General features: G+C 55.3%; 21 protein-coding genes and 1 pseudogene. 16 read left to right on the plus strand and 6 right to left on the minus strand.

Features of this window, described 5'->3' with window-relative positions; genetic code table 11:
• From TH2_RS16045 to ftsY, 10 genes and pseudogenes are all read left to right on the plus strand, one after another.
• Positions 1-6,358: pseudogene (locus tag TH2_RS16045) on the plus strand (Ig-like domain-containing protein); the annotation flags it as partial.
• A 159-nt stretch (positions 6,359-6,517) separates the two neighbouring features.
• Positions 6,518-6,652: a 50S ribosomal protein L34 gene (rpmH, locus tag TH2_RS16050; RefSeq protein ID WP_007091264.1), complete on the plus strand. Its 135-nt coding sequence runs from the start codon at positions 6,518-6,520 to the stop codon at positions 6,650-6,652.
• A gap of 16 nt (positions 6,653-6,668) precedes the next feature.
• On the plus strand, positions 6,669-7,118 hold the full coding sequence (gene rnpA, locus TH2_RS16055; protein WP_238538725.1) for a ribonuclease P protein component: 450 nt from the start codon (positions 6,669-6,671) through the stop codon (positions 7,116-7,118).
• Between the two features lie 5 nt (positions 7,119-7,123).
• The gene (gene yidD / locus TH2_RS16060) at positions 7,124-7,423 is read left to right on the plus strand and encodes a membrane protein insertion efficiency factor YidD (protein ID WP_040824357.1); all 300 of its coding nucleotides are present in this window, start codon (positions 7,124-7,126) and stop codon (positions 7,421-7,423) included.
• A 45-nt stretch (positions 7,424-7,468) separates the two neighbouring features.
• The gene (gene yidC / locus TH2_RS16065; RefSeq protein WP_008891490.1) at positions 7,469-9,175 is read left to right on the plus strand and encodes a membrane protein insertase YidC; all 1,707 of its coding nucleotides are present in this window, start codon (positions 7,469-7,471) and stop codon (positions 9,173-9,175) included.
• Between the two features lie 71 nt (positions 9,176-9,246).
• A complete protein-coding gene (gene yihA, locus TH2_RS16070; RefSeq protein ID WP_008891491.1) occupies positions 9,247-9,909 on the plus strand; it encodes a ribosome biogenesis GTP-binding protein YihA/YsxC in 663 nt (220 codons plus the stop codon).
• Positions 9,910-9,948: 39 nt separating this feature from the next.
• Positions 9,949-10,878 (plus strand): acetylglutamate kinase, encoded by a 930-nt coding sequence (gene argB, locus TH2_RS16075; protein WP_008891492.1) that lies wholly within the window; start codon positions 9,949-9,951, stop codon positions 10,876-10,878.
• Between the two features lie 150 nt (positions 10,879-11,028).
• Positions 11,029-12,051, plus strand: coding sequence for a GGDEF domain-containing protein (locus tag TH2_RS16080; protein ID WP_008891493.1), 1,023 nt, complete (start codon positions 11,029-11,031; stop codon positions 12,049-12,051).
• Between the two features lie 227 nt (positions 12,052-12,278).
• On the plus strand, positions 12,279-13,526 hold the full coding sequence (mtaB, locus tag TH2_RS16085) for a tRNA (N(6)-L-threonylcarbamoyladenosine(37)-C(2))-methylthiotransferase MtaB (protein WP_008891494.1): 1,248 nt from the start codon (positions 12,279-12,281) through the stop codon (positions 13,524-13,526).
• Positions 13,523-14,458 carry a signal recognition particle-docking protein FtsY gene (gene ftsY, locus TH2_RS16090; protein WP_008891495.1) on the plus strand — a complete coding sequence of 312 codons (936 nt, stop codon included), beginning with the start codon at positions 13,523-13,525 and terminating at the stop codon, positions 14,456-14,458. Before mtaB ends, ftsY begins: the two co-directional genes overlap by 4 nt.
• A 58-nt stretch (positions 14,459-14,516) precedes the next feature.
• Here ftsY and TH2_RS16095 read toward each other — a convergent pair whose 3' ends face one another.
• Both TH2_RS16095 and TH2_RS16100 read right to left on the minus strand, forming a co-directional pair.
• The gene (locus TH2_RS16095; RefSeq protein ID WP_238538721.1) at positions 14,517-15,899 is read right to left on the minus strand and encodes a diacylglycerol/lipid kinase family protein; all 1,383 of its coding nucleotides are present in this window, start codon (positions 15,897-15,899) and stop codon (positions 14,517-14,519) included.
• Positions 15,900-15,975: 76 nt separating this feature from the next.
• Complete coding sequence (locus TH2_RS16100) at positions 15,976-16,479, minus strand: Dps family protein (protein ID WP_008891497.1); 504 nt, start codon at positions 16,477-16,479, stop codon at positions 15,976-15,978.
• 228 nt (positions 16,480-16,707) lie between these two features.
• Between TH2_RS16100 and TH2_RS16105 the strand changes: the two genes are divergently transcribed.
• Positions 16,708-17,163 carry a hypothetical protein gene (locus TH2_RS16105; RefSeq protein ID WP_008891498.1) on the plus strand — a complete coding sequence of 152 codons (456 nt, stop codon included), beginning with the start codon at positions 16,708-16,710 and terminating at the stop codon, positions 17,161-17,163.
• Positions 17,164-17,269: 106 nt separating this feature from the next.
• Positions 17,270-17,851: a YqaA family protein gene (locus tag TH2_RS16110; RefSeq protein WP_008891499.1), complete on the plus strand. Its 582-nt coding sequence runs from the start codon at positions 17,270-17,272 to the stop codon at positions 17,849-17,851.
• Between the two features lie 74 nt (positions 17,852-17,925).
• On the opposite strand, the gene TH2_RS21340 is transcribed toward TH2_RS16110, so the two are convergent.
• Positions 17,926-18,135 (minus strand): hypothetical protein, encoded by a 210-nt coding sequence (locus tag TH2_RS21340; protein WP_157194183.1) that lies wholly within the window; start codon positions 18,133-18,135, stop codon positions 17,926-17,928.
• Positions 18,136-18,479: 344 nt separating this feature from the next.
• On the opposite strand from TH2_RS21340, the gene TH2_RS16115 reads away from it, so the two are divergent.
• The 4 genes from TH2_RS16115 to chrA all read left to right on the plus strand — a co-directional run bounded on the left by TH2_RS16115 (position 18,480) and on the right by chrA (position 22,675).
• Positions 18,480-19,007: an RNA polymerase sigma factor gene (locus tag TH2_RS16115; protein WP_008891501.1), complete on the plus strand. Its 528-nt coding sequence runs from the start codon at positions 18,480-18,482 to the stop codon at positions 19,005-19,007.
• Between the two features lies 1 nt (position 19,008).
• Positions 19,009-19,251, plus strand: a complete 243-nt coding sequence (locus tag TH2_RS16120; protein ID WP_064782177.1) for a hypothetical protein — start codon at positions 19,009-19,011, stop codon at positions 19,249-19,251.
• 513 nt (positions 19,252-19,764) lie between these two features.
• On the plus strand, positions 19,765-21,240 hold the full coding sequence (locus TH2_RS16125) for an AMP nucleosidase (RefSeq protein WP_008891503.1): 1,476 nt from the start codon (positions 19,765-19,767) through the stop codon (positions 21,238-21,240).
• A gap of 160 nt (positions 21,241-21,400) precedes the next feature.
• On the plus strand, positions 21,401-22,675 hold the full coding sequence (gene chrA / locus TH2_RS16130; protein WP_157194185.1) for a chromate efflux transporter: 1,275 nt from the start codon (positions 21,401-21,403) through the stop codon (positions 22,673-22,675).
• Between the two features lie 18 nt (positions 22,676-22,693).
• Here chrA and TH2_RS16135 read toward each other — a convergent pair whose 3' ends face one another.
• From TH2_RS16135 to TH2_RS16145, 3 genes are all read right to left on the minus strand, one after another.
• A complete protein-coding gene (locus TH2_RS16135) occupies positions 22,694-24,151 on the minus strand; it encodes a serine hydrolase domain-containing protein (protein WP_008891505.1) in 1,458 nt (485 codons plus the stop codon).
• Positions 24,152-24,237: 86 nt separating this feature from the next.
• Positions 24,238-25,416, minus strand: coding sequence for an MFS transporter (locus TH2_RS16140; RefSeq protein ID WP_008891506.1), 1,179 nt, complete (start codon positions 25,414-25,416; stop codon positions 24,238-24,240).
• Positions 25,417-25,529: 113 nt separating this feature from the next.
• Complete coding sequence (locus TH2_RS16145) at positions 25,530-26,111, minus strand: helix-turn-helix domain-containing protein (protein ID WP_008891507.1); 582 nt, start codon at positions 26,109-26,111, stop codon at positions 25,530-25,532.
• Positions 26,112-26,124: the final 13 nt, after the last annotated feature.

A 26,124-nucleotide genomic window follows, 5' to 3' on the forward strand; every position in this document is an offset into this window, starting at 1 on the left:
CTCGGCTGACGGTTCCGATGTTGCAACCACCACCGACAGCATCACAGTTGATGTAACGGGTGTCGCAGATGCACCGACGCTGGATGTGTCGGATGCATCCGGTAACGAAGATGGCGCGATTGCGCTCAGCATTGATGCGGGTCTCACGGATAGTTCCGAAACACTGAACGTGACCATTTCCGGAGTCCCGGATGGTGCAACCTTGTCGGCAGGTGTCGATAATGGTGACGGCACGTGGACGCTGAGCTCTGAGCAGCTTGCAGATCTGACCATCACGCCGCCAGAGGACTTCAGTGGATCATTTGGTCTTGGCGTGACGGCAACCTCTGCCGATGGATCAGATGTTGCTACGACCAGTGGTTCGATCACGGTTGATGTAACTGGTGTCGCAGATGCACCGACGCTGGATTTGTCTGATGCGACGGGCAACGAAGACAATGCCATTGCACTGGACATCGACGCCGGGCTTACCGATAGCTCTGAGACGCTTACGGTTACGGTCAGTGGCGTTCCGGGCGGTGCAACCTTGTCGGCAGGCACCGATAATGGAGACGGCACATGGACGTTGAGTTCTCAGCAGCTTTCAGGTCTGACCATCACGCCACCAGAAAACTTCAGCGGCTCGTTTGATCTTGGTGTGACGGCGACGTCTGCTGATGGCTCCGATGTTACCACGACCAGTGGTTCGATCACGGTTGATGTTGCTGGTGTTGCGGATGCACCAGCTCTGGATGTCTCAAGCGCAAGCGGCAACGAAGACAGCGCCATCGCGCTTGATATTGATGCGGGCCTGACTGACAGCTCCGAGACACTCACAGTTACAATCAGTGGCGTTCCGAACGGCGGGACCTTGTCGGCTGGTACCGACAACGGTGACGGTACTTGGACGTTGAATTCGGATCAGCTGGCAGGTCTCACAATCACGCCGCCGGGTGATTTCAGTGGTTCGTTCGAGATTGGGGTTACTGCAACCTCGGCTGACGGTTCCGATGTTGCAACCACCGCTGACAGCATCACAGTTGATGTGACGGGTGTCGCCGATGCACCGACGCTGGATGTGAACGACGCCTCGGGGAATGAAGAATCGGCCATAGCACTCGATTTTGATGCGGGTTTGACGGATAGCTCAGAAACGCTAGCGATCACCATTAGTGGCGTTCCGGATGGTGCTTCACTGTCTGCTGGGACCGATAATGGTGACGGCACGTGGACGCTGAGCTCTGAGCAACTTGATGGTTTGACGATCACTCCGCCTGCGGATTTCAGTGGATCGTTTGATCTTGGCGTGACGGCAACTTCTGCGGATGGCTCCGATGTTGCGACAACGACCGGCAGCATCACAGTTGATGTCGCGGGCGTTGCCGATGCGCCGACACTTGATGTCGCAAATGCAAGCGGTTCTGAAGATAGTGCGATCGCACTCGATATTGATGCTGGCCTAACGGATTCAAGTGAAACACTGGCCGTGACAATCAGTGGCGTTCCAGACGGTGCAACCCTGTCAGCTGGTACGAACAATGGCGATGGCACATGGTCGCTGGAGCCGGGCCAGCTTGAAGGTCTAACGATCACGCCGCCTCAGGACTTCAGCGGATCATTTGATCTTGGTGTGGCGGCAACTTCTGCAGATGGCGAGGACGTGGCGACAACCACCGACAGTATCACGGTGGATGTTGTTGGTGTTGCAGATGACCCGACGTTGGATGTTTCTGACGCCAGCGGCAATGAAGACAGCGCGATTGCCTTGAACATTGACGCTGCTCTGGCGGATTCGAGTGAAACGCTGACCATAACGATTAGCGGTGTGCCAGAAGGTGCGACGCTGTCGGCTGGGACAGACAATGGTGATGGCAGCTGGACTCTGAGCAGTGATCAACTCGAAGGTCTCAGCGTTACGCCACCGTCCGATTTCAGTGGCAGTTTCGATCTTGAAATTACCGCCAGCACGCAGGACGGAATTGATATCGCATCGGTTACCGACACCGTCATGGTTGACGTTGCCGGTGTTGCCGATGCGCCGACGCTTGCTGTCGCAAATGCAAGTGGTTCTGAAGATAGTGCGATCGCACTCGATATCGATGCTGGCCTTATGGATTCAAGTGAATCACTGACCGTGACCATCAGTGGTGTCCCAGAAGGTTCCGCCTTGTCGGCTGGAACCGATAATGGTGACGGCACTTGGACGCTGAACTCTGAACAGCTTGATGGTTTGACGATCTCGCCGCCTGAGAACTTCAGTGGGTCGTTTGATCTTGGGGTGGCGGCAACTTCTGCGGATGGCGAGGACGTCGCGACCACCACTGGTTCGATTACGGTTGATGTGACCGGCGTTGCGGATGCGCCGACGCTGTATGTCAGCAATGCTGCTGGCAACGAAGATTCGGCGATCGCGCTCAATCTTGATGCAGGTCTTACGGACAGTTCTGAAACGCTGACGGTTACGGTCTCCGGCGTTCCGGAAGGTGCTGCCTTGTCGGCTGGCGCTGATAATGGTGACGGCACATGGACGCTAAGCTCTGAGCAGCTTTCTGGTTTGACGATCACGCCGCCTGAGGACTTCAGTGGTTCCTTCGACCTCAGCGTGACGGCAACTTCTGCGGATGGCGAAGACGTTGCGACCACGACCGGTTCTATTACGGTTGAGGTGACCGGCGTTGCCGATGCGCCGACGCTGGATGTCAGCAATGCATCTGGCAACGAAGATACGGCGATTGCGCTCAATCTTGATGCAAGTCTTGCGGACGGTTCTGAAACGCTGACGGTGACGATCTCGGGCGTTCCGGATGGCGCAAGCTTGTCGGCTGGTGCTGATAATGGTGACGGCACTTGGACGCTAAGCTCCGAGCAGCTTGCAGGTTTGACGATCACGCCACCTGAGAACTTCGGTGGTTCGTTTGATCTTGGGGTGACGGCAACTTCTGCGGATGGGTCTGATGTTGCGACGACGACTGGCAGCATCACGGTTGATGTTGCAGGTGTTGCTGATGCACCAACACTAGATGTCTCAAACGCAGGCGGTAACGAAGACAGCGCCATCGCGCTTGATATTGATGCGAGCCTGACTGACAGCTCTGAGACACTCTCAGTTACAATCAGTGGCGTTCCAAACGGCGGGACCTTGTCAGCTGGTACCGACAACGGTGATGGCACATGGACGCTAAGCTCCGAGCAGCTTTCAGGTTTGACGATCACGCCCCCAGAGGACTTCAGTGGGTCGTTTGATCTTGGCGTGACGGCAACTTCTGCGGATGGCGAAGACGTTGCGACCGCGACCGGTTCTATTACGGTTGACGTGACTGGTGTTGCCGATGCGCCGACGCTGGGTACTTCTGATGCGACAGGCAACGAAGATTCTGCGATAGCGCTTGATGTCGAAGTGGGTCTTGCCGATTCCAGTGAAACACTGACGGTTACGATCTCCGGCGTTCCGGATGGTGCTGCCTTGTCGGCTGGCACTGATAATGGTGACGGCAGCTGGACGCTAAGCTCTGAGCAGCTTGATGGTTTGACGATCACGCCGCCTGAGAACTTCAGTGGGTCGTTTGATCTTGGGGTGACGGCAACTTCTGCGGATGGCGAAGACGTCGCGACCACGACCGGTTCGATTACGGTTGATGTGGCTGGCGTTTCAGATGCGCCGACGCTGGATGTCAGCAACGCATCTGGCAACGAAGATTCGGCGATCGAGCTCAATCTTGATGCGGGTCTGACGGACAGTTCTGAAACGCTGACGGTGACGATCTCCGGCGTTCCGGATGGCGCAGCGTTGTCTGCCGGGACCGATAATGGGGACGGCACATGGACGCTAAGCTCTGAGCAGCTTGATGGTTTGACGGTGACGCCGGCCGCGGATTTCAGCGGGTCGTTCGATTTGCGTGTTACGGCGACCTCCGCCGACGGCGAGGATATTGCCAGTGTAAGTGATACGATCACTGTGGATGTTGCCGGGGTTGCGGATACGCCGACGCTGGATGTGTCGGATGCGTCGGGTTCGGAAGACAGTGATATTGCGCTTGATATCGAGGCCGGGCTTTCGGATGCCTCGGAAGTGCTGTCGGTGACAATTTCGGGTGTCACGGAAGGTGCGCGCCTGTCTGCGGGTACCGATAACGGTGATGGGACCTGGAGTTTGGCGCCGGGGGATCTTGCAGGGCTGACATTGACACCGGCAGAGGATTATTCCGGCGCGTTCGATCTGGATGTCACTGTGACCTCGACCGATGGCACAGATACCTCGACGATTAGCGATACCATTACAGTGGATGTTGGCGGTGTGGCGGATACACCGAGCCTTGATGTGTCCGATATCTCTGGAAACGAAGACACGGACATTGCGCTTGCCATTGATGCCGGGCTGAGTGACAGCTCCGAAACCATGACGATTACGGTTTCCGGCGTGCCGGACGGGGCGAGCCTTTCGGCCGGTACCAACAATGGCGATGGCAGCTGGACCCTGAGCGCTGGCGACCTTGAGGGGCTGGCAATCACCCCGCCAGATGATTATTCCGGCGCGTTTGACCTTGAAGTCACCGTGACCTCGACCGATGGCAGCGATACCAGCAGTGTCAGTGATACGATCACGGTGAATGTCGCGGGCGTGGCAGATACCCCGACCCTTGAAGTCGAAGACGCAAGTGGCGACGAGGGAACCGCTGTTGCGCTTGATATTGATGCGGCAGTCACGGATGCCAGTGAGACCTTGACGGTTACCGTCAGTGGTGTGCCAGAGGGCGCGACCTTGTCGGCCGGTGCCAACAATGGCGACGGCACCTGGACGCTGACATCGGCACAACTGTCGGGCCTGACCATTTCGGCGGCCAGCGATTATGCCGGCACGTTTGAACTGACCGTTTCGGTTCAGTCACGCGATGGCGACGATACCGCAACCACCACAGCCATTCTTGAAGTTACCTTTGACCCCGTTCAGGACGGCGATGAAGTCATCTGGGACCCGAACGATGATGGCGTGATTGAAACCGGATCCGGGAACGATACGGTCGGCGGCAATGATGGAGATGACACCATCAGCACCAATGCCGGGAACGACACGATCTGGGCCGGCAACGGTGATGACGTGATTTATGCCGGGGATGGCGATGACAGTGTTACCGGTGATGGTGGTAACGACACGATCTATGGCGGCGGTGGCAACGATACCCTGCACGGTGGCGAAGGCCGCAACACCATCGATGGCGGCACCGGTAATGACTATATTACGGGCGGCAGCGACCGTGACACGATCAGGTCCAGTGCCGGTGACAACATTGTTTATGCCAGCGAAGGCCAAAACTATGTCGAAACCGGTGCCGGTAATGACAGCCTTTATGCCGGAAGTGGTGATGACACCATTCTGGGCGGTGATGGCGATAACTATGTCAGTGCGGGCGAAGGTCGTAACGACATCACGATCGGATCGGGGGATGACAGCATCCTCGCCGGGAGCGGCAACGACACCATCAGTGCCGGGGATGGCGACAACTATATAAATGTCGGCGAAGGCAAAAACACCATCGCATCCGGGATCGGTGATGACACCATCATGACCGGATCGGGCGACGATGTGATTGATGCCGGTGATGGCAATAACACCATTACCGCTGGCGAAGGCCGCAATACCATCGATACCGGCAGTGGGGATGACAGCATCACCACCGGAAGCGACAAGGACACCATTTCGGCTGGTGACGGTAACGACAGCATTGATGCCGGGAGCGGTCACAACACCGTCTGGGGCGGTGATGGTGATGACTCGATCCACGGCGCCTGGGGGGATGACACCTTCTATGGTGGCGATGGCAACGATATCCTCAATGCTGATGGCGGTGACAACGTGTTTGACGGTGGTGCGGGGGACGACACCCTGAGCGCCGGTTGGGGCGAAGACACGTTCACTGGCGGTGCTGGCAACGATACGCTTGATGGCGGCGGTGGTGACGACAGCCTGGATGGTGGTGACGGCAATGACCGCCTTCTGGGTGGTGCAGGCAGTGACATGCTGCTTGGTGGGGCTGGCAACGACATCCTGCTGGGTGGTGAGGGCGATGACACCCTGATCGGCGGTATTGGCGATGACAGCCTCTATGGCGGGGGTGGATCGGACCTGTTCATCTTCAACATGGGCGATGGCAAGGATCATGTGGATGGCGGTGCCAACGGATGGACCACCGACACCATTGAATTGCACGGGGCCGGTGGAAGCAATATCGACTCGAGCGACTGGACCCTTGTCCTTGATGAGGGCGAGATTACCAAAAGCAAGGGACACTCCCTTGAACTCAGCACCGATTCGTCGGGAACAATCGTGTTTTCTGACGGTTCCGAGTTGACATTCTCCAATGTCGAACGTATCGAGTGGTGACGAATTCGCATTTCGGATGCCGTCGGGACGAAATCCCGGCGGCATTGCCGGTTTTCTGGGGGTAAATGCCGTGTCACGAGTTGACAGCTCTGGTGTGAAGCCCTATACAGCGGACCTCGAATTTTATCGGATTACCTTATTTAGAACGGAGTAAGTGCAGTGAAGCGCACCTACCAGCCAAGCAAACTCGTACGGAAACGCCGCCACGGCTTCCGTTCCCGCAGCGCGACCGTCGGTGGCCGCCGTGTGCTGACCGCACGCCGCGCCAAGGGCCGCAAGCGTCTGTCGGCCTGATGTCGTGACCGTTTCGGTGGAATGCCTTAAAAAGCGGGCGGAGTTTCTCCGTGTTGCGGGCACCCGCCGGAAATGGGTTACACAGGGATTGATCCTGCAGGGCGCACCGCGGCCGGGGATCAAACCGGACACAGAATACGCCGGTGAAGACCGACTCGTACGAGTCGGGTTTACCGTCACCAAAAAGGTGGGAAAGGCCGTCGTCCGCAATCGCGTTCGGCGGCGTTTGCGTGCTGTGGCAGAGCAATTGATGAGCGAACACGCATTGCCCGGTTGGGATTATGTTGTGATCGGTCGTGCGCAGACCATTGATCGGCCTTTTGACAAGCTGATTGATGATATGCGTTTTGCCCTGCGTCGGGTTCCTGATGCCAAGCCGTCTGCGCCTGATGCGCGTCGTCCGAAAAAAGGACGCGCCAACAGCAAGTCAGCCGGTTCGACGAAGGCAGGAGGCCCGGGAAAATGACATTCATGCGTGCTCCCGGTTTTTTTGCCCGTCTTCTTCAAGTCGCAGTTCGCGGCTATCAGCTGTTTTTGTCGCCATATATCGGGTGGTCGTGCCGTTATCAGCCGACCTGTTCGGCTTTTATGCTCGAAGCATTGGCCCGTCATGGTGCATTAAAAGGCGGCTGGATGGGATTTAAACGGATAATGCGTTGCCATCCATGGGGTGGTCATGGTTATGATCCCGTGCCCGGATGTGGCTGTGAACAGAACAAAGCGTCGTCGGATGGTGAAAACCGGTCCCCGGCGCTTTCGTCATGTAAATAGAATATGCGGTCGGCACCTGCTGGCTGAAAAAAGCGGAAAGAGGCGATGAACGAACAACGTAACCTGTGGGTAGCAATTGCATCAGCAGTTGTGATTCTTATCGGGTGGCAATTCTTCTTTGCGCCGGAGCCTGGTCCTCAGGTTCGTGAAGCGCAGGTTCGCGAACAGCTTAATGCGGACGGAACCAACGCGCCGCAGGTATCCGGTCCGGCCGTACCGGGTGGTCAACCCGCTGTTCCGGCTGTTAAGCGCGAAGACGCGCTGGCCAAATCGCCACGAATCAAGATTGATACCCCGCGCGTCGAAGGTTCGATTCGTCTTGTCGGTGGTGTGATCGATGACATTCAGCTTCAGGATTACCGCGAGACCGAAGAACCGGACAGCCCGCTGATCCACGTTCTGAACCCGACCGGCAGCAACGATGCCTATTTTGCGGAGTTCGGCTGGGTCGGTGCGAAAAGCGGTATGGCGCTGCCAAGCAGCGACACCCAGTGGACTGCTGATAAAGAATTGCTGACACCGGACAGCCCGGTCACCCTGACCTGGGACAACGGTGAAGGCCTGACCTTCAAACGTGAAATCGCGATTGACGAGAACTATCTGTTCACCGTCAACCAGTCGGTGGTCAACAATACCGGCGGTGATGTCGTTCTGTATCCCTATGGGCTGATTTCGCGCAAGAACAAGCCGCAGACTGCCGGGTTCTATATCCTGCACGAAGGTCCGCTTGGCGTGATCGACGGTACGCTGACCGAGATCGATTATGACGATCTGGCGGATGACGGTGCGATCGAACAGAAAACCACCGGTGGCTGGCTTGGCATTACCGACAAATATTGGCTGGTTGCGCTGGCACCTTCCTCGGACGAGGAAATGACCACGCGCTTTAGCCACCATGTTGCGGAAAACGCCGACAAGTATCAGACCGATTACCTTGGTGCCCCGCGCACGATTGCGGCCGGTAGCGAAGGTGCTGCCGAGACGCGCCTGTTTGCCGGTGCCAAGGAAGTGACCCTGCTTGATACCTATGCCGAGGATTACGGGATCACCAACTTCGATCTCGCGATTGACTTTGGCTGGTTCTACTTCCTGACCAAGCCGTTCTTCCTGTTCCTGCAGTATCTCTATCATCTGGTTGGCAACTTTGGCGTCTCGATCCTGATCATCACGGTCATCATCAAGGCGATCATGTTCCCGCTGGCCAACAAGTCGTACAAATCGATGAGTGCGATGAAAAAGCTGCAGCCGCAAATCACCGAGATGCGCGAGAAGTTCAAGGACGACCGTCAGCGTCAGCAGCAGGAAATGATGGCGCTTTACAAGCGTGAGAAGATCAACCCGGCTTCGGGCTGTCTGCCGATTGTTGTTCAGATCCCGGTCTTCTTTGCGCTGTATAAAGTTCTGTTTGTCAGCATCGAAATGCGCCATGCGCCGTTCTTTGGCTGGATTCAGGATTTGTCGGCACCCGATCCGACCTCGCTGTTTAACCTGTTTGGTTTGATCCCGTGGGATCCGCCGCAGATGCTGATGATCGGTGTCTGGCCGTTGATCATGGGCATCACCATGTTCCTTCAGCAGAAGCTGAACCCGGCACCGGCTGATCCGACCCAGGCGAAGATCATGATGTTCCTGCCGTTCATCTTTACCTTCATGCTGGCAAGCTTCCCGGCAGGTCTGGTGATCTACTGGGCATGGAACAACACGCTGTCGATCATCCAGCAGCGCTACATCATGTACAAGATGGGGATTTAATCCCCATCTACCCTTCACGGGTTGACCTTCCCTTCGGGGAGCATCCCCGACAGATCGGGGAAGGAAAGACGATGACACAAGAAAACTTGCCGTCGGCAACTGCAATACCGACGCATGAAGACTCAGTGATCGAAGCCGGGCGGAAGCTTTTTAGCCGCCCGGTTAACTTCGTTCTTGGCGTCGCACAGCTCGAACAACTGCCGCCGGAAGACAAAACAGAAATCTGTTTTGCCGGGCGTTCAAACGTTGGCAAGTCCAGCCTGATCAATGCGATCACCGGCCGTAAGGACATTGCGCGCACGTCAAACACGCCGGGCCGGACCCAGCAGTTGAACTATTTCGATCTTGATGGTGCGTGCTATATCGTGGATTTGCCGGGCTATGGCTTTGCCCAGGCACCCAAGGATATCGTTGATACCTGGCATGCTTTGATCAAACAATACCTGCGCGGGCGTGTAACGCTGCGCCGTGTGTTTGTTCTGATTGATTCCAGACACGGCTTCAAAAAGGCTGATCTGGATATGATGAAGCTGCTTGATGAGGCTGCTGTGCCTTATCAGGTTGTGCTGACCAAGGCAGACAAGTTAAAAAAGGGACAGCTTGAAAAACGCATCAAGGAAGTGGTCGACGGGTTGATCAAACACCCGGCAGCCCTGCCGCAGATTTTTGCGACTTCAAGCGAGAAGAATACCGGCCTTGCCGAATTGCGGGCAGAAATATCCACCCTGCTTTGATCCCTGCAGGCACATAAAGCGACAATATGGGGAAGTGACATGAACGACCAAACCCGTTCTGAAGAAGACCAATCGGAAGCCAGCGCATATCGCATGCTTGCACGTGCCCAGGTGCTTTCCGAGGCTCTTCCCTTTATGCGCCGCTTTAACGGGCAGAAAATAGTCGTCAAGTATGGCGGCCATGCCATGGGTGATCCGGAACTGGCGCGCCTGTTTGCCCAGGACATGGTGTTGCTCAAACAGGTCGGCATGAACCCGATTGTTGTGCATGGCGGCGGACCGCAGATCGGTCAGATGCTCAAGCAGCTTAATATCCAGTCGGAATTCGTCGATGGCCTGCGTGTCACCGATCAGCAGACCATCGATGTTGTCGAAATGGTTCTGGCCGGCAAGATCAACAAGGAAATCGTATCAAACATCAATGCCGCAGGCGGCGTTGGCGTTGGTCTGTGCGGCAAGGATGCCAACCTGATTACCGCGCGCAAACTGACGCGGACCAAACGTGATCCGGAAAGCAATATCGAGAAGGTCCTTGATCTCGGCTTTGTCGGCGAACCGGTGAAGGTCGATCCGCACGTTCTTGATTGCTTTATCGATACCGATATTATTCCGGTGATCTCGCCGATTGGCGTCGGTGAAGACGGTCAGACCTATAATATCAATGCCGATACGGCTGCCGGTGCGATTGCAAAGGCCGTTGGTGCCAGCCGTCTTTACATGCTGACCGACGTAAAAGGTATCCTTGATCAGAACAAGAACCTTGTACGGGACGCCGACACCGCCCACATCAATGCAATGATTGCGGATGGCACCATTCAGGGCGGAATGATTCCCAAAACCGAAACCTGCATGGATGCTGTTGAAAACGGGGTCGAAGCCGCCGTGATCGTTGATGGTCGCGCACCACATGCAGTTTTGCTGGAACTGTTCACCGAACGCGGTGCAGGCACAATGATCAGAGGTAACTGAAGGTCGATATTAAACCACCACTTTAGGTTAGTTTATTTCGACCTATATCTGGCTCCGAAGGGCAATTTGAAGTATGTTGAGGCAGATCGGTATGCATTAAGCGCATAACGCATTGTCTTTGCGAATGAAAACAAGCCCGGAGCACCCGTTGTGACCACAGCGGAAAAACAGATTTCCCGTCATTGGGACTTTGCGGATGCCACCCTTAAGGCGTTGCGTGAGCGCGGCCTGCGCCCGACACCCGAACTGTATCATGTTTGGTTTGTCTATTTTGCCGAGGAAAACCCCGAAATCCTGCGCGTCATCGATGCTGTGCAGGCCAGCGGGGAACCCTTGGCCGAGGATACGCTTCTTCAGTTGTATTACCGCTATATCTTTGACCGTCAGGCCGCAGACTTCCTGCAGCGCGGGATGGAAGATTTTTCCGAGCTTGTTGAAAGCAGCGATGAATGTCTGACAACCGCGCGAAGCGGTTTTCAGGATTATGGTGCGCTGCTGACGCGATCTCTCAAGACGCTTAAGGATCATCAGCAGGTTAGCCCGGTTCTAAGCGAGATCATCGAGAAGACCGACGAGATGCAACACACGGTCGAAGGCCTGCATCAGCGCCTTGATCAGTATCTTGGCAAGGTCGAACGGTTGCAACGCGAACTCGAAGAAACCCGCGAACGATCCTATACCGACGGTCTGACGCGTGTTTCCAACCGGATGTATTTTGAAGAACAGCTCAACCTGCTTGTTGCAGAGCACGACTCGTCAAAACATCCCGAGCCATTCTGCGTGATGATTGTCGACCTTGACCAGTTCAAGGCGATCAATGACCGGTTTGGTCACCGCATCGGGGATGAAATCCTTGTTCTGATTGCGTCGATGTTGAAGGCCAATATCAAGGGGCGCGATGTTGTCGCGCGCTATGGCGGTGACGAGTTTGCCATTCTGCTGCCGCAGACGCCGCTGGTCGATGCCATGTCACTGGCAGACGATATGAGCAAACGCATTGCTGAACGTGAAATCAAGGCAAAGCAATCAGGTGTTTCGTTTGGTCAGATGACGATATCGATTGGTGTTGCGGAATATGTTGCCAAGGAAGGCGGCGCAAAACTGATCGACCGCGCCGACGGCGCGCTTTACCGGGCCAAGAAAGAAGGCCGCAACCGCAATTTCGCAGCCTAAGCAGCCTTTTCCAACCTTTGATATCAGTGACAGACGATGATTTGCGCGCCCGATGCATGCGTGCCATGAGGGCCGCGGACTTGCATTGAAGCGTTCAAAAGCGTATGTAACCAACGCCCGGCAAGGATCAATGTCCTTGCCGGGCGTTCCGCACTTGCAGCATCCTTTTTGAATTGCGCTGGCGGAATAATTCCCAAAACCGAACTTTGGATCGCAGAAGTCCGAGCATGAAAGAGCCGCGCGTCGTCACATTTGGTTGTCGCCTTAACACCTATGAATCCGAGGTGATGCGCGACCATGCCAAAAATGCCGGACTTGATGATGCAATCATCATCAATACCTGTGCCGTCACGACCGAGGCCGAGCGTCAGGCGCGTCAAAGCATCCGTCGTCTGCGCCGCGAAAACCCGGACGCCAAGATTTTCGTTACCGGCTGTGCTGTTCAGGTCAATCCCGACAAGTTCGCCAATATGGGCGAGATCGACCGCATCTTTGGCAATGACGCCAAGATGAAGGCCGAAACCTTCATGATGCCCGAACATGAACGCGTCGTGGTCAATGACATCATGTCGGTCGAAGAAACCGCAAGCCATCTTGTGTCGGGGTTTGAAGGCCGTGCGCGCGCCTTTGTGCAGGTCCAGAATGGCTGTGACCATCGCTGCACGTTCTGCATCATTCCTTATGGCCGCGGTAATTCGCGCAGTGTGCCGATGGGGGAAATCGTCACCCAGGTCCGTGAACTGGTGGCCAACGGTTATGGCGAAGTGGTTCTGACCGGGGTCGATATCACATCCTATGGCCATGATTTGCCCGGCAAGCCGACACTGGGGCAGATGTCGCGCCGGTTGCTGGCACAGGTGCCGGAACTGCCGCGCCTGCGCATTTCATCGATTGACCCGGTCGAGGTGGACGAAGACCTGTTTCGTTTGATTGAAACCGAGCCCCGCCTGATGCCGCATATGCATATCAGTTTGCAGGCGGGGGACGACATGGTGCTTAAGCGCATGAAGCGCCGCCATCTGCGCCAGGACGTTGTCGATTTCTGTAAAAAGGTCCGGGAACTCCGCCCGGATGTGACGTTCGGGGCCGATATCATTGCCGGTTTCCCGACCGAAACCGATGAGATGGCGGAAAATACCCTGCGTCTGGTTGACGAATGCGGCCTGATTTATCTGCATGTCTTCCCGTATTCCTCGCGCCCGGGAACCCCAGCGGCCAAGATGCCGCAAGTGCCCAAGGATTTGCGCAAGGAACGGGCAAGTGCCCTTCGCGAAGCGGGCGAGATACAGCTTAACAAGTTCCTGCAATCACGCATCGGCATGACCGAGAATGTGTTGGTTGAAAAGGAAAATACCGGCCATACGGAGCATTTTGCTCCCGTTCTGCTGGATCGCGTGATAGAAGCGGGCACGATAGCAAAGGCCAAAGTCACCGGCCTTGAAGATGGAAAACTGATAGCGGAGCTTGCGGGATGAGTGAAGAGGGGAAAAAAAGCTGGTTTAGCCGCCTGAAAGACGGGCTGAAACGGTCCTCCTCAAAACTGACCACCGGCATTTCCGATATCTTCACCAAGCGCCGTCTTGATGATGATGCGCTTGAGGAATTCGAAGACCTTCTGATCACATCTGACCTTGGCGTGACAACTGCCGCGAAACTGAGCGCGGAACTGTCCAAGACCCGGTTTGACAAGGAAGTCGATTCCGCCGAAATCCAGGAATTCATCGCCGAAGAAGTTGCCAAGATCCTTGAACCGGTCGCACAGCCGCTGGTGATTGATGCCAGCAAGAAACCGCATGTGGTGCTGGTGGTTGGTGTTAACGGATCGGGCAAAACCACGACCATCGGCAAGCTTGCCAAGACATACAAGGATCAGGGCCTAAAGGTCATGATGGCCGCGGGCGATACGTTCCGTGCGGCCGCGGTTGAGCAGCTTAAAGTCTGGGGTGAACGCACCGATTGCCCGGTGATTGCGCGTGACACGGGTGCCGATGCCGCAGGCCTTGCCTTTGACGCGATCGAGCAGGCGCAGCGCGAAGGTTATGACCTGTTGCTGATTGATACGGCCGGTCGCCTGCAAAACAAGGCCCATCTGATGGACGAGCTTAAGAAGATCGTCCGCGTGATCAAAAAGCGCGATGAAACAGCGCCGCATGACACGCTTCTTGTGCTGGATGCCACCACGGGCCAGAACGCGCATTCACAGGTCGAAACCTTTGGTCAGGCAACCAATGTATCGGGTCTTATCGTCACCAAGCTTGATGGCACAGCCAAGGGCGGTGTTGTCGTCGCACTGGCCGAGAAGTTCGGCAAGCCGGTGCATGCGATTGGTGTGGGTGAGTCTGCCGAAGATCTGCGCCCGTTCGAGGCTAAATCCTTTGCCAGAAGTCTTGCCGGTCTGGAAGACTAACCAAAAGATACAAAATAAAGCCCAAAAAAAGACCGCCATTTGGCGGTCTTTTTGTATCTCAGAGATCCTTGGCGATACGATCCAGCGTTTTGGAAAAATCGACCATTTCCGTTGCCAGCCCGTCGAGGGCCTTTGAGACCTCAGCCGGTTGGTTGTCCAACGTGATCGCGTGTATTTCTGTTGTCAGGGTGTCCGCACGTGCTTTCAGGCCATTGGCAAGGCGTGTATCCGCATTGCCCAGCAACCAGCCCATGACCTTGTCGCGGAGTTCCTCAAGGTTCTGAAGATCCGGGTCAGGGGAGGCGGCATTGATCCCGAAGGGACGCACGCCCAGTTCAAGCTGGCGGGCATGGCTGCGCAAATGGCCCGCCGCGTCATGGCAAAGCGATTTGAGCGCGCTGTTTTGTGCGACAGGGTAGATCGCCTCAAGACGTACGGCGAAATCAATGGTGTCGCGCATGACGTCATTAATCTCGTTCTGCTGGGGCAAGGTTTTGGTTTTTGCCTCCCCGTCATTGATGACTTCGTCGACGAAACTGTTGGGGGCAAAGACCGGCAGAACACCTGCACGGATGGCAAATTTGGCCGGAAGTTTGCCGATGATTTCGCCGTCGGCCAGAATGGGCGCACCGTCTTCGCCATCGACCTTGATCGTGTCGCACTGAATTGACGTCGCATAGCTGCTGTCATCGACAGAGCCAAACAACAGCTCGGCTGCGATATCAAGGCCGCTTAGCGTGTCGACGCTGTCGCGAATGGCAAACATGTGCAAAAGACCGTCTTCCGGGCTTTTGGTTTCGCTCGGGCGCAATCCACCGCCGAAATATCGGCCATTGGTGATCGTGACCTGGCGCAGCTTCATGGCTTGCGGGTCGTCTTCGCCGCACGTGATGGTCAGATCAAGCGGATCCATTTCATGCCAGCTTTGCCAGTTGGCAACCGCGTAGCTGATAGCCCCCAAGGTCCGCTTAAGGTCGGGATTGATGCGTTTGCGCGCATCGGCGGGTACGCCAATGCTGGCCGCATTGACAAAGCTTTTGTCATTCACGCTGCCGATATCAAGCATTCTGATCTGGCCGTGGATGGACGCGCGCGCAGCGTCAATCAGATCGTCAGGCAATGTCAGGGTGCGGGCAAAATCGTTTGCCGTGCCAAGCGGCACCGGGATGAGAACGACCTTTTGCGAAATCACGGTATCAAGGACCGCATTAATGGTGCCATCACCACCGCCGACCGCGACGATATCGCCCGGGGCACAGGTAGTGCTGATCTGTTCCTTGATGGCGTCGGGGTTATCGCACAGCGTCAGCTCGGTCTTGTAACCGGCATCTTCGAACACATTGCGCAGCGGCTGTGCGCCATTATCGCGCCACTCGTCGGGGAGTTTCGACTTCGTCAGCAGCAAGTGGACCTTGCCAGTCAGATCAGAGCTTTTCATCATGCTGTACCGTTGGTTTGGGGGCACAAAAAAGAACCGGCACCCGAAGGCGCCGGTTCATCATATCATATTGGCATGATTACGAGATCGTTGCACGCAGCATCCATGCTGCTTCTTCGTGAACACCGATCCGCTCGGTCAGCATGTCGGCGGTTTTCACATCATCAACTTCCTCGGCGGCAGCCACTCCGTCCCGGAGCAGGCGGGCCATTTTTTCATGATCCTCGACCAGTTCCTTGACCATATCCTCGGTCGAAAGAAGTTTGGTCTGATCCTTGATGGACGAGTTTTCCATCATCTCGCTGAGACCCGTTGGCGCCGTAAAGCCGATGGCGCGGATGCGTTCCGCCATGTCGTCAATCGCGGTGTTGAGGTCCTCGTAATGCTCCTCGGTCATGTTGTGGAGCGAATAGAAAGCCGGACCCACCACATTCCAGTGAACACCACGAACTTTGGCATACAGTACATGCGACGAGCCAACGATCTTGGTCAGCATTTTAGCCAGTTCGCGACGATCCTTGCGGTCCACGCCAGTCTCGACGGGAACTTCCTTCGCAACGGTCTGCATACTGCTATGTGCCATAACTAAAACTCCTTTTGTTTACAGCGTGCCCGTGAAATCGGATTGCGCATTCTTTATTGCGCTGTACCCCGTTTCGTTTTGTGGGCGCTTGCAGATGAAACGTGCATTCCGCCAGAAGGTTCCAGAAAATAAAATCAACACAATTGGAACATTCTTTCGCACCATCCGTTGTGAATGATAAGCAGCGTGCAAGTAATTGTGCTGTGTTTGTTTAATAAGGAGGTTGTGATGTTGAACAAGAATATGCTGATGATCGGTACTGTACTTATGTCTGTTTCTGTAATGGCGCCGGCTTATGCCGGGTCTGACAGCTCGGACACCATGGCGACCGACGATGCAGTGAAGTCCGACGTCAATGAGCTGGGCAACGAAATTGCAGCCCAGTACGAAGAAGCCAAAGACTTTACGTTCGAGCAGAAAGAAGACTTCCTTGCCTGGGTTGACGCCAAATCCAAACAGCTTGGCGAACAGTACGACGAGGTTTCTGCCGAAGTTAAAGATGACAGCGAAGATGCTGTCGAAGAAATGGCTGAGGCCTGGGACAGCGCAAGCGATGAGCTGAGCGATGCCCTGGAAAATGCCAAGGATGCATCTGCGGAGACCTGGGAAGATGTAAAGGCCAATACTGTAAATGCGCTTGAAGATGCGCAGAAGGCCATCTCGGATACTCAGACCGCCGAATAAGACGTCACAACCTGAACTCGGCGGATGACGTCCGAGGTTAGCAGCCCGCCCGGCTTCGGGCGGGCTGCTTTTATTTTGGGGCAGGACCGCCAACAAGGATTAGAATATGTCGGGCGATAATCAAAAAACAGGACTGCGCATAAAAAACGGGTTGGCATATGCCAAGTCCCGCCTCGCCAAACTTGCAGAGGGACGCAAGGGACTTGGGGGGATATCGGTCGCGTCGTTTCTTGAAACGACGATCATCCCGATTCCGATCGAAGTCATCGTTGCCCCGATCATGGCGGCTTCACGGACGCGCGGGTTTATTGTGGCATCCGTAACACTTGCGGGCAGTGTGCTTGGTGCCGTGGCCTTATATCTTTTGGCGTGGGTTTTGTTTGATGACCTTGCCCAGCCGCTAATTGATCTGGTCGGTGGGCAGCAGGAATTTGAAGATCTGGAAGGCCGATTTGCCGAAGGCGGATTCTGGGTGGTCTTTGCGATCAGTATTACACCAGTCCCGATGCAGCTTGCTGCCCTGGCCGCAGGGGCGACATCCTATCCGATCTGGTTGTTTCTGATTGCGATCACGGCATCGCGCGCGATCCGATATTACGGATTGTGGTTACTGGTTCTGGGATTTGGCGCAGGAATCGCCCGCATTTTCGAGGGTCGCAAACCCGATTTACGGCAAGATGCGACGTGAAATTGGTCCGAAAACACGCCCAAATGAAAAGGCCCGGCAGTTCGCCGGGTCTTTTTTTGGAAAAATCGAATTTTTTATTCCGTCTCGATGCGGAAATCAGTGGTGCTTTTACCCTCGGTATCGGGGTCATCGACGTCTTCTGCGACGAGGCCACGACGAATGAGCTCGCGGATTGCGGCAGCTCGGGTCGGCATCCGATGGTCAAACCGCCAGTCATCGATGAATTTCAGTTCTTCATCATCGAGCATGATCTGGAGCTTTTCTGTTCTCTTCGACGTAGGCACGTGGGGTTTCCTGTAAATTTCAGAGGTTCTTAAAACCGTCCGAAGCCGTTGAAAATCAAAGCGTTCCAAAATTTTAGAGTAACTTACGTTACCGCTGTTTTCTCCGTAATACAACCATCTTGCTGAATTGGCGTAAGTGAGAATACGGACGTAAATGACGTAAAGTAATTATAATGCGTTATTTGCATAAATTGAATGGGTAGAATAATAAGAGTAAAATAAGTTTGTTGATGTTGCGGTGTATATTATGTGAAGTACTTGTGTTGAATAAGTAGAGCATACGATTTTACTATCAATTATATTTAGCCCTGTTATGGTCAGTGCATCCGAACAAGGAGGTTGTGATGTCTGAACAAGTGATGAACGAAATCGAAAACCATGTGCCTGCACTGCGCCGTCATGCATATCGTCTGACCGGCAGCAACGACATGGCTCAGGATCTGGTCCAGGACACGCTGTTGAAAGCCATCAGCAAAAAGGACCAGTTCGAAGAAGGCACCAGCCTCAAAGCTTGGTTGCACCGTATTCTGTTCAACACGTTCATTTCCGGAAAACGTCGTGAAAAAACGCGTGGTCCGCAGGTTGACTGGGATGATCTTGGCGACGTCTATGGCCATGGCAGCAATCAGATGGCGCGTTTGCAGCTTCGTGATGCTGACCGTGTGCTTGAAGGCCTTCCGGCCCAGGAGCGCGAAGCGATCATGCTGACCGCTGTTGATGATGTGTCCTATCAGGACGCTGCAGATCAGATGTGTGTCGAGATCGGTACGGTCAAATCCCGTGTTGGTCGTGCACGCCGCAAGCTGCGCGCATCGGTTGGTCGAATCGAAGCCCGTGAACACGCATCACGTTATGTCTCGGATGCTGCATGATATGAGCCTGGTTCTTGCGATATATGGCAAAGATCACATTCTTGGCTATGTACGCGGGACGCTTGAAGACGACGAAGAAAAACAGGACATCGAAAGTCTGGTCGAGAGTGACCCGCGCGCTGCCAAGATTGTTAATAAGCTTGAAGTCACCGAAGTTGGTGACCGATGGGCAACCGACAATTCTGCGCGAAGACGACTCGAAAAGTTACAGCGCATCGCCGAGGAGGCAGATGTCCTGGCATAGTGCGAAACCGCAAAATGCCACTAGTGAACAAATAGAATTGACATAAATGACCGCTGGTCATATAAATACAGTACATCAGGGTTGATCGTCTTTTCCCTCAACGTCTAAGGCCCTTCCCTGAAATTGCCGAAACCGTCCCCCGGTTTCGGCATTTTTTTTGCCCTGTTTTCAAATTACCAGCCGTTTCACGCCGCCCGCTTTGTGTGCAGACCTTGCGGGTTATGACGGTCTCCTCAAAACTGTCATTTGGAATTTTTGAAAATAGACACGACATATATTTCATAAGTTTCTGAAAATGCCGGGAAAGGTGCGAATTATAAACTTTCCGATATCCACAAATCAGCGGTTTTGACGTCTGGATTGAAAGTGATGGCAAAGTTTTCGGTTGTCAGAAGCCGGGTGAGCGGTGATAAATCTCTCGCTCCAAGGGGTTTTGTCATTGATCCGTCGCTGTTTTATGCTTCGTGATCTGGCAAAAGACCCAAACAACAATAACAAAAAGGAGCAACCAATATGGTTTCAGAAGTCCATGGATCGGTACGCGATCTGTTTGAATTCACGGACGCCGACCGGGCACTTGCGCGCATCAAGGATATTTATGCGACCGGTGCCAATGCCGTCCAAGAGGCCTTTAACCGTTTCGGTCAAGGCCAACAATCTTCACCGATACGTGCTTATTATCCGTATCTCGGCATCGAAGTGCCGCCGGAAAAGCTGCATGTCGAAAGCACCCTGTCATTTGGCGCACCGCGCGATCCGGGTGTTTATGGAACGACCCTGACCCGGCCCGACCTGTTTGAAGAATATTACCGCGAACAGATCGAACTTCTGCTCAAAAACCATGACGTTCCGGTCGTGGTGGGTGTGTCGGACCGTCCGATCCCGTTGCCGTTTCTGGTTGAAACGGCGACGGACAGTATCGGTCCGAATGATATCCGCCCGATGCAGCTGATCTTTGATATGCCCGATCTGGCGCGGACCGATGATGATATCGCCAATGGCGTTCATTACGGTGCGAACGCAACCCCGGGGCCAAAGCCATTGTCGCTGTTTTCCGGTGAACGTGTGGATTATTCGCTGGCACGCCTGCGTCACTATACGGCAACCGCCCCCGAACATTTCCAGAAGTTTGTTCTGTTCACCAACTATCAGCGCTATGTCGATGAATTCATTGAATTCGCCAAGGCACAGCTTGATGACCCGAAAAGCCCCTACGTCGCCTTTGTCGAGCCGGGGCCGAAAGTCAGCGTGCGCAAAAACGCGCCGAAGGGCTGGGTTGAAAGCGGTGAAGCGGTCAAGCAACTGCCGCAGATGCCGTCCTATCACCTGATCCGCGAAGATGGTCTTGGTGTCACGCTGGTCAATATCGGTGTGGGGCCGTCGAACGCCAAAACGGCAACCGACCATATCGCCGTTCTGCGGCCGCATTGTTGGTTGATGTTGGGGCACTGTGCCGGATTGCGGCGTAGCCAGCTGCTTGGTGACTATGTTCTGGCCCATGGTTATGTCCGTGACGATCATGTACTTGATTCGGACCTGCCGCTGTGGATTCCGGTGCCGCCAATTGCCGAAGTGCAGGTTGCACTCGCGGACTCGGTCACCAAAATCACCGGTCTTAAGGGCCGTGAAATGAAGGCGCGCATGCGCACCGGCACGGTGGCAACCACCGATAACCGGAACTGGGAACTGCGTTATAGCGAACTGTTTGTTCGCCTGAACCAGTCACGCGCGATCGCAGTCGATATGGAAAGTGCGACCATTGCCGCCAACGGTTTCCGGTTCCGTGTGCCGTATGGCACGCTTTTGTGTGTGTCCGACAAACCGGTCCACGGCGAATTGAAGCTGCCCGGCATGGCGAACAATTTCTATCGCCAGCGTATCGGTCAGCATTTGCAGGTGGGTCTGGATACGATTGATACGCTCCGTCAGGACGTCAATCAGCTCCATTCCCGCAAATTGCGGTCCCTGGACGAACCAGCCTTCCGCTAAGGCGTGAATGATCAAACCAAAACCCCGCCTGCGGCAGATCGCCACAGGCGGGGTTTTATTATGGAATTGTGACGAATGGCTGTGGTCCCGATTTTGGCTTTGCCGCCTTTCGATGATTGCGTATGGTCAGGCCAAATCAGGGGTAGGGCAGGACAATCACATGCCAAACGCAACGCCACAAAACAAAACCACAAAAAGTTCCACAGATAACCCGGCATCTTCATTGCCGATTGGTGGTGTTGGTCTTTGGCAAATCTTCCTGATTTTTCTGCGTCTTGGCTTGACCAGTTTTGGCGGGCCGGTTGCCCATATCGGCTATTTCCGTGAAGAGTTTGTCGCGCGCCGCAAATGGCTGAGTGATGCGCGCTATGCCGATCTGGTGGCACTTTGCCAGTTCGTGCCGGGGCCTGCCAGTTCGCAGGTCGGTATGGGCATTGGCATGGCGCTGGGTGGTTTGCGCGGATCGCTGGTCGCCTGGCTTGGATTTACCATGCCATCCGCGATTGTGTTGGCCGCCCTTGGCATGGCCTTTGTCGGATTTGATCTTGGCACGGTCGAGGGGATCATTCGCGGCCTTAAACTGGTTGCGGTCGGGGTTGTCCTGCATGCGCTGCTTGGCATGGCACGCAGCCTGTGTCCGGATGTTCCGCGTGCCATTCTTGCCGTGTTGGCCGCGGCTATCATGATTGCCAGTGAAACGGTGATGGCGCAGTTTGGCGTCATCCTTGGCGGGATGCTGGCGGGCTTTTTGATGCTTCGGGACAAGGTGGGCGCGGATGCCGATCCCGGCCCTGTGCGACGTTCGGCCAAGGGGGCTGTTGCGGCCCTTTGCGCATTTTTTACTCTGCTTGTTCTGTTGCCCATTTTGGCAAAGCTTGATTCCACCGGGCTTTTTGCCGTGATTGATGGCTTTTATCGCAGTGGTGCGCTTGTGTTTGGTGGCGGGCATGTGGTTTTGCCCCTGTTGCAAAATGCCGTGGTGACACCGGGCTGGGTTGATGCCGAGACTTTCCTTGCGGGATATGGCGCAACCCAGGCCGTGCCCGGTCCGATCTTTACCTTTGCCGCCTATTTGGGGGCAGCCCTTCATACCGGGTCTGGTGGTACGGGACTTTTGGTCAGTGCCACCACATCCCTTGTGACATTGATCGCGATTTTCCTGCCTGCATGGTTATTGGTGGTGGGGCTTTTGCCGTTCTGGAATCGTGTGCGGCATATCCCGTCAATGCGGGCTGGATTGATGGGGGTCAATGCCGCCGTGGTCGGCCTTTTGGCGGCGGTGTTGTATGACCCGATCTGGACCGGTGCAAATCTTGATATCTTTGATATCGGGTGCGTGATTTTGGTTTTCGCAATCCTGCAATGGCGGATTGCCCCGGTCTGGGCCGTGGTTGGTGCTGGTGCTTTGGTTGGGTATCTGACAGGTCTTTTGTGATTACACCAACTGGCGCAATCAGCCGTCATTTGCCCCGGTCGTTGTGGCGTCCGATCCGATCGGCGCATCCGCCGGGGCATCTGAAGTCGCCGGGAAAATGGTACTCAGATCGGCAATGAACTGACGCAGCTTGAACGCATCGGAATTGCGGGTGACCCCGAAACGCGCCACCACGAGGTTTCTGGATGGAATGACGGTAAGCGACTGGCCATCATGACCAAGCGCGAAATAGGCGTCTTCGGGGATCTGCGGCACGTCATTACGGGGTGTGCCATCCTCGTTTCGGCTGCCGGGCAGATCAATCCACCAATGTGCGCCATAAAGACCATACGGGTCTTCTGCGGCGGGGCTGGTGGAATATCCGACCCATCCTTCAGGCAACAGGCGCTCCCCCTCCCACACGCCGTCTTGCAGGAACAACTGGCCGATCTTGGCCCAATCGCGTGCGGATGCATGCATGAAGCTTGAGGCAATAAAATAGCCTTCCGGGTCGGTTTCGATCACCGCACTGCTCATGCCAAGCGGACGGAACAGAAGCTCTGTCGGTCGGCTGAGATAGGTTGAGCGTGACCCGCTCAGATTGCGGATGGCTGCTGACAGGATGTTGCTTGCCCCGGAATTATAGGCGAAATCACTGCCCGGCGTGTTTTCCAGCGGCATGGATACCGCATAGCCCGCCGCCGCAGGTTCGATAAACAGCATCTGCACCACGTCTGATAGCGGATTGGCGTAGCTTTCATCGAACTCAAGCCCGCTCCGCATACGAAGCAGATCATCGTAATTGATGGTTGCACGCGGGTCGTTTGGCTCTGCCTGCCATTCGTTGATCAGGACCGGGTCCTGAATGTCGGGCATCATGCCTTCGAACTGCATGCGACCGAGGATGACGTTGAAAACGCTTTTGGTCATCGACCAGCCGGGCAGTGGCGTGTCGGCTGTAATGCCCGCGGCATAGCGTTCTGCGACCACCTTGCCATCATGCAAGATCACCACCGCACGTGTCCGCCGTTCCGGATGCAGGCCCGGCTCATCCATGACGTCAAACAGGATGTTGTTAAGCGCCCGTCGGTCAACATTGGCGGGTGGCGGTGTCGTCAGAAGCGGGCGCGGTGTGACCGGCCTCATCACCGGGGTTGAATTGCGCAATTGCGCGACATGGTCCAGATCATCTGCCAGCGTGCAGCCAAGGTTGGGACGATAAACGGCAAACCGTTTGCGGAACCCGAAGGCATGCGCACTGACAGTCTGGTTGCGCAGATCCACATTGGTGGTGATCAGGGATAAAAGGGCATTGTTGTCGGCAAGAACATCAACATCGCGCGCCCGTGTGGAGGTCAGGCCATCGACAAAAATGGCGGAGCACATGATCTTTGCGCTATAGGCAGCCCCCACCGGGGCCAGCCAGATGAAGAAGACAGCAAGAACGGAAATGCCGATCAATACCAGTCCGATAAAGATGGCTTTGATCAACTGCATTCCACTTCCCTGGATCTTTTTGATTTGTGTGGGAGGGAAGGGTCGCCTGCTTCGCCAGACAGGTCAAGTCATCGTATCGTATAGTTCTAAGATGAATTTTGTCTAATGGGGGCTGCCATGCCCGGTTTTCGTAGGGTAATCAGGAAACCTGCAAAGTAAAAACCCCCCAGAACTACTGCCGCCCCGGCCCAGCCATTTTGATCGATCATCGCCCCGGCAAACGGGGGAACAAGCACGACAAAAATCTCGGCGAATTGTGCCAGCATGCCCTGCAGGGCAGGCATGGAAAGGCCGTCCTTTGCGATCCTTGGCAAAAGTGCAAAGCAGGTTCCGGCGACCATGCCTTGACAGACGTTAAATATAATCAGCGCGGTGATGCTAAGCGGTAGAGAGGTACTGACATAGAGGGTCGAAATGGCAGCCGCCATCATCGGCAAAAATATAATCAGAATGGTCCGGCCAGCAACATCACGGCCCAGAACAGTCCCGGCGGCGACACTGCCGACAATATTGCCGGCAATTGCGGTTGTGCCGATGATCCCGGCCGACAGCGTAATGCCAATATCAAGGTTGTCTGCCAGCATGGCCGGCATGAACGCCAAAGCGGCCGACGTTGCACCCGCAAACGCACCAAAGGTCAACGCCACCTGAAGGGCGGAACGTGATTTCAAAACACCGACCACCCCGACAACAAGTGATCGCCGTGCGGTTCCGATTTCGGGTTTTTCCATCAGGGCAAGCAGCGGCAGCAAAACCAGAACCGGCAGGGTGCAAACCCCAACAGCGATCCGCCAATCCATCCATGTCACCACAGCCGCACTGACCCAGTTGCCAAGGGCAATGCCAACCGGGATAAAGGTGCCCCAGATGCTCATGGCCATGGCAACAAGCTTGGGATTTGTGAAGGCCGCCATCCAGCTTGGCGCGCCGACAACAATCAGAAGATAGCCAACACTGGTGACAATCCGCCCGACATATAAAAGGCTGCTCACGCTTGCGGTGGCAAAGATCAGCGCGCCCGCAATCATCATCATACAGCCAAGGACGAGTGACCTCCGCAGCCCGGCCCGTGCCGCCCATACCCCGGCGGGTATGGCACAAAGTGCGCCTGCTGCGGTGATCAGGGAGGCCACCAGTCCGAACTCCGCCTGACTAAGCCCGAAGCTTGCGCGCAAGTCAGGCGCAATCGGGCCAATCAGACCGACCTGCATCGAGGCGGTCAGTCCAAGTCCATAAAGAATGATAACGGCGGTGATGGGCGGCATGGATCAGTTCCGTGGGGCAGGATCGGTGCACTTGAAGGCACTGATTACCGATATTCTGGGAAGAATGCCACGTATGAAATATGCGCCGGTAAAATATGCGCTGATGATCCGTATCAGATGTGAACCGGCTTTTGATCAAACCCGGTGGTCAGGCGCACTGCCGTGCCATCAGATAGGAAAAACCGTTCCCACAGGATATAGGTATCGACAATCCGCAGCGGTGCGCCCTCCCGGCGGGAGTTTTCAAAGGTCAGGTGATCGGTCTGATCCTCGTGCCAGCCAAGGTCATGCAGGCTTTTTTCTGCTGATGCGATTTCCGGGGTAGCAAAGCACCACAGCGAGGTGCCCAGCAGCGGCGTGCTGTCACGTTGCCACTCGTGTTCGCGCGGGCGCGACAAACAAAGAAGACGGTGTGATCTGTCTTCGATCAGGTGGACACGCTGTGATGAATGCAAAACCAGCCGTTTGATCGCCTGATCAAGGCGGAAATTGCGTTTGCGCGTCATCATTTGATGGATCAGGCCATATTGCAGCGGGGCCGGGCTTTGCGCGCCGCTTTCCCAGCGCGAAACGGTTGCCTGTGTCACGCCCAGAATATCGGCCAGACGTGATTGTTTGATATCGCTTGCACGCCGCCACTGGCGCAAAAGGCGACCAAATTCCTTGTCTGGTGAACTATTGGACAGGCGTTTCATGACGATCAACCGG

Source organism: Thalassospira profundimaris WP0211, assembly GCF_000300275.1.
In the GTDB taxonomy this organism is placed as follows: Bacteria; Pseudomonadota; Alphaproteobacteria; order Rhodospirillales; family Thalassospiraceae; genus Thalassospira; species Thalassospira profundimaris.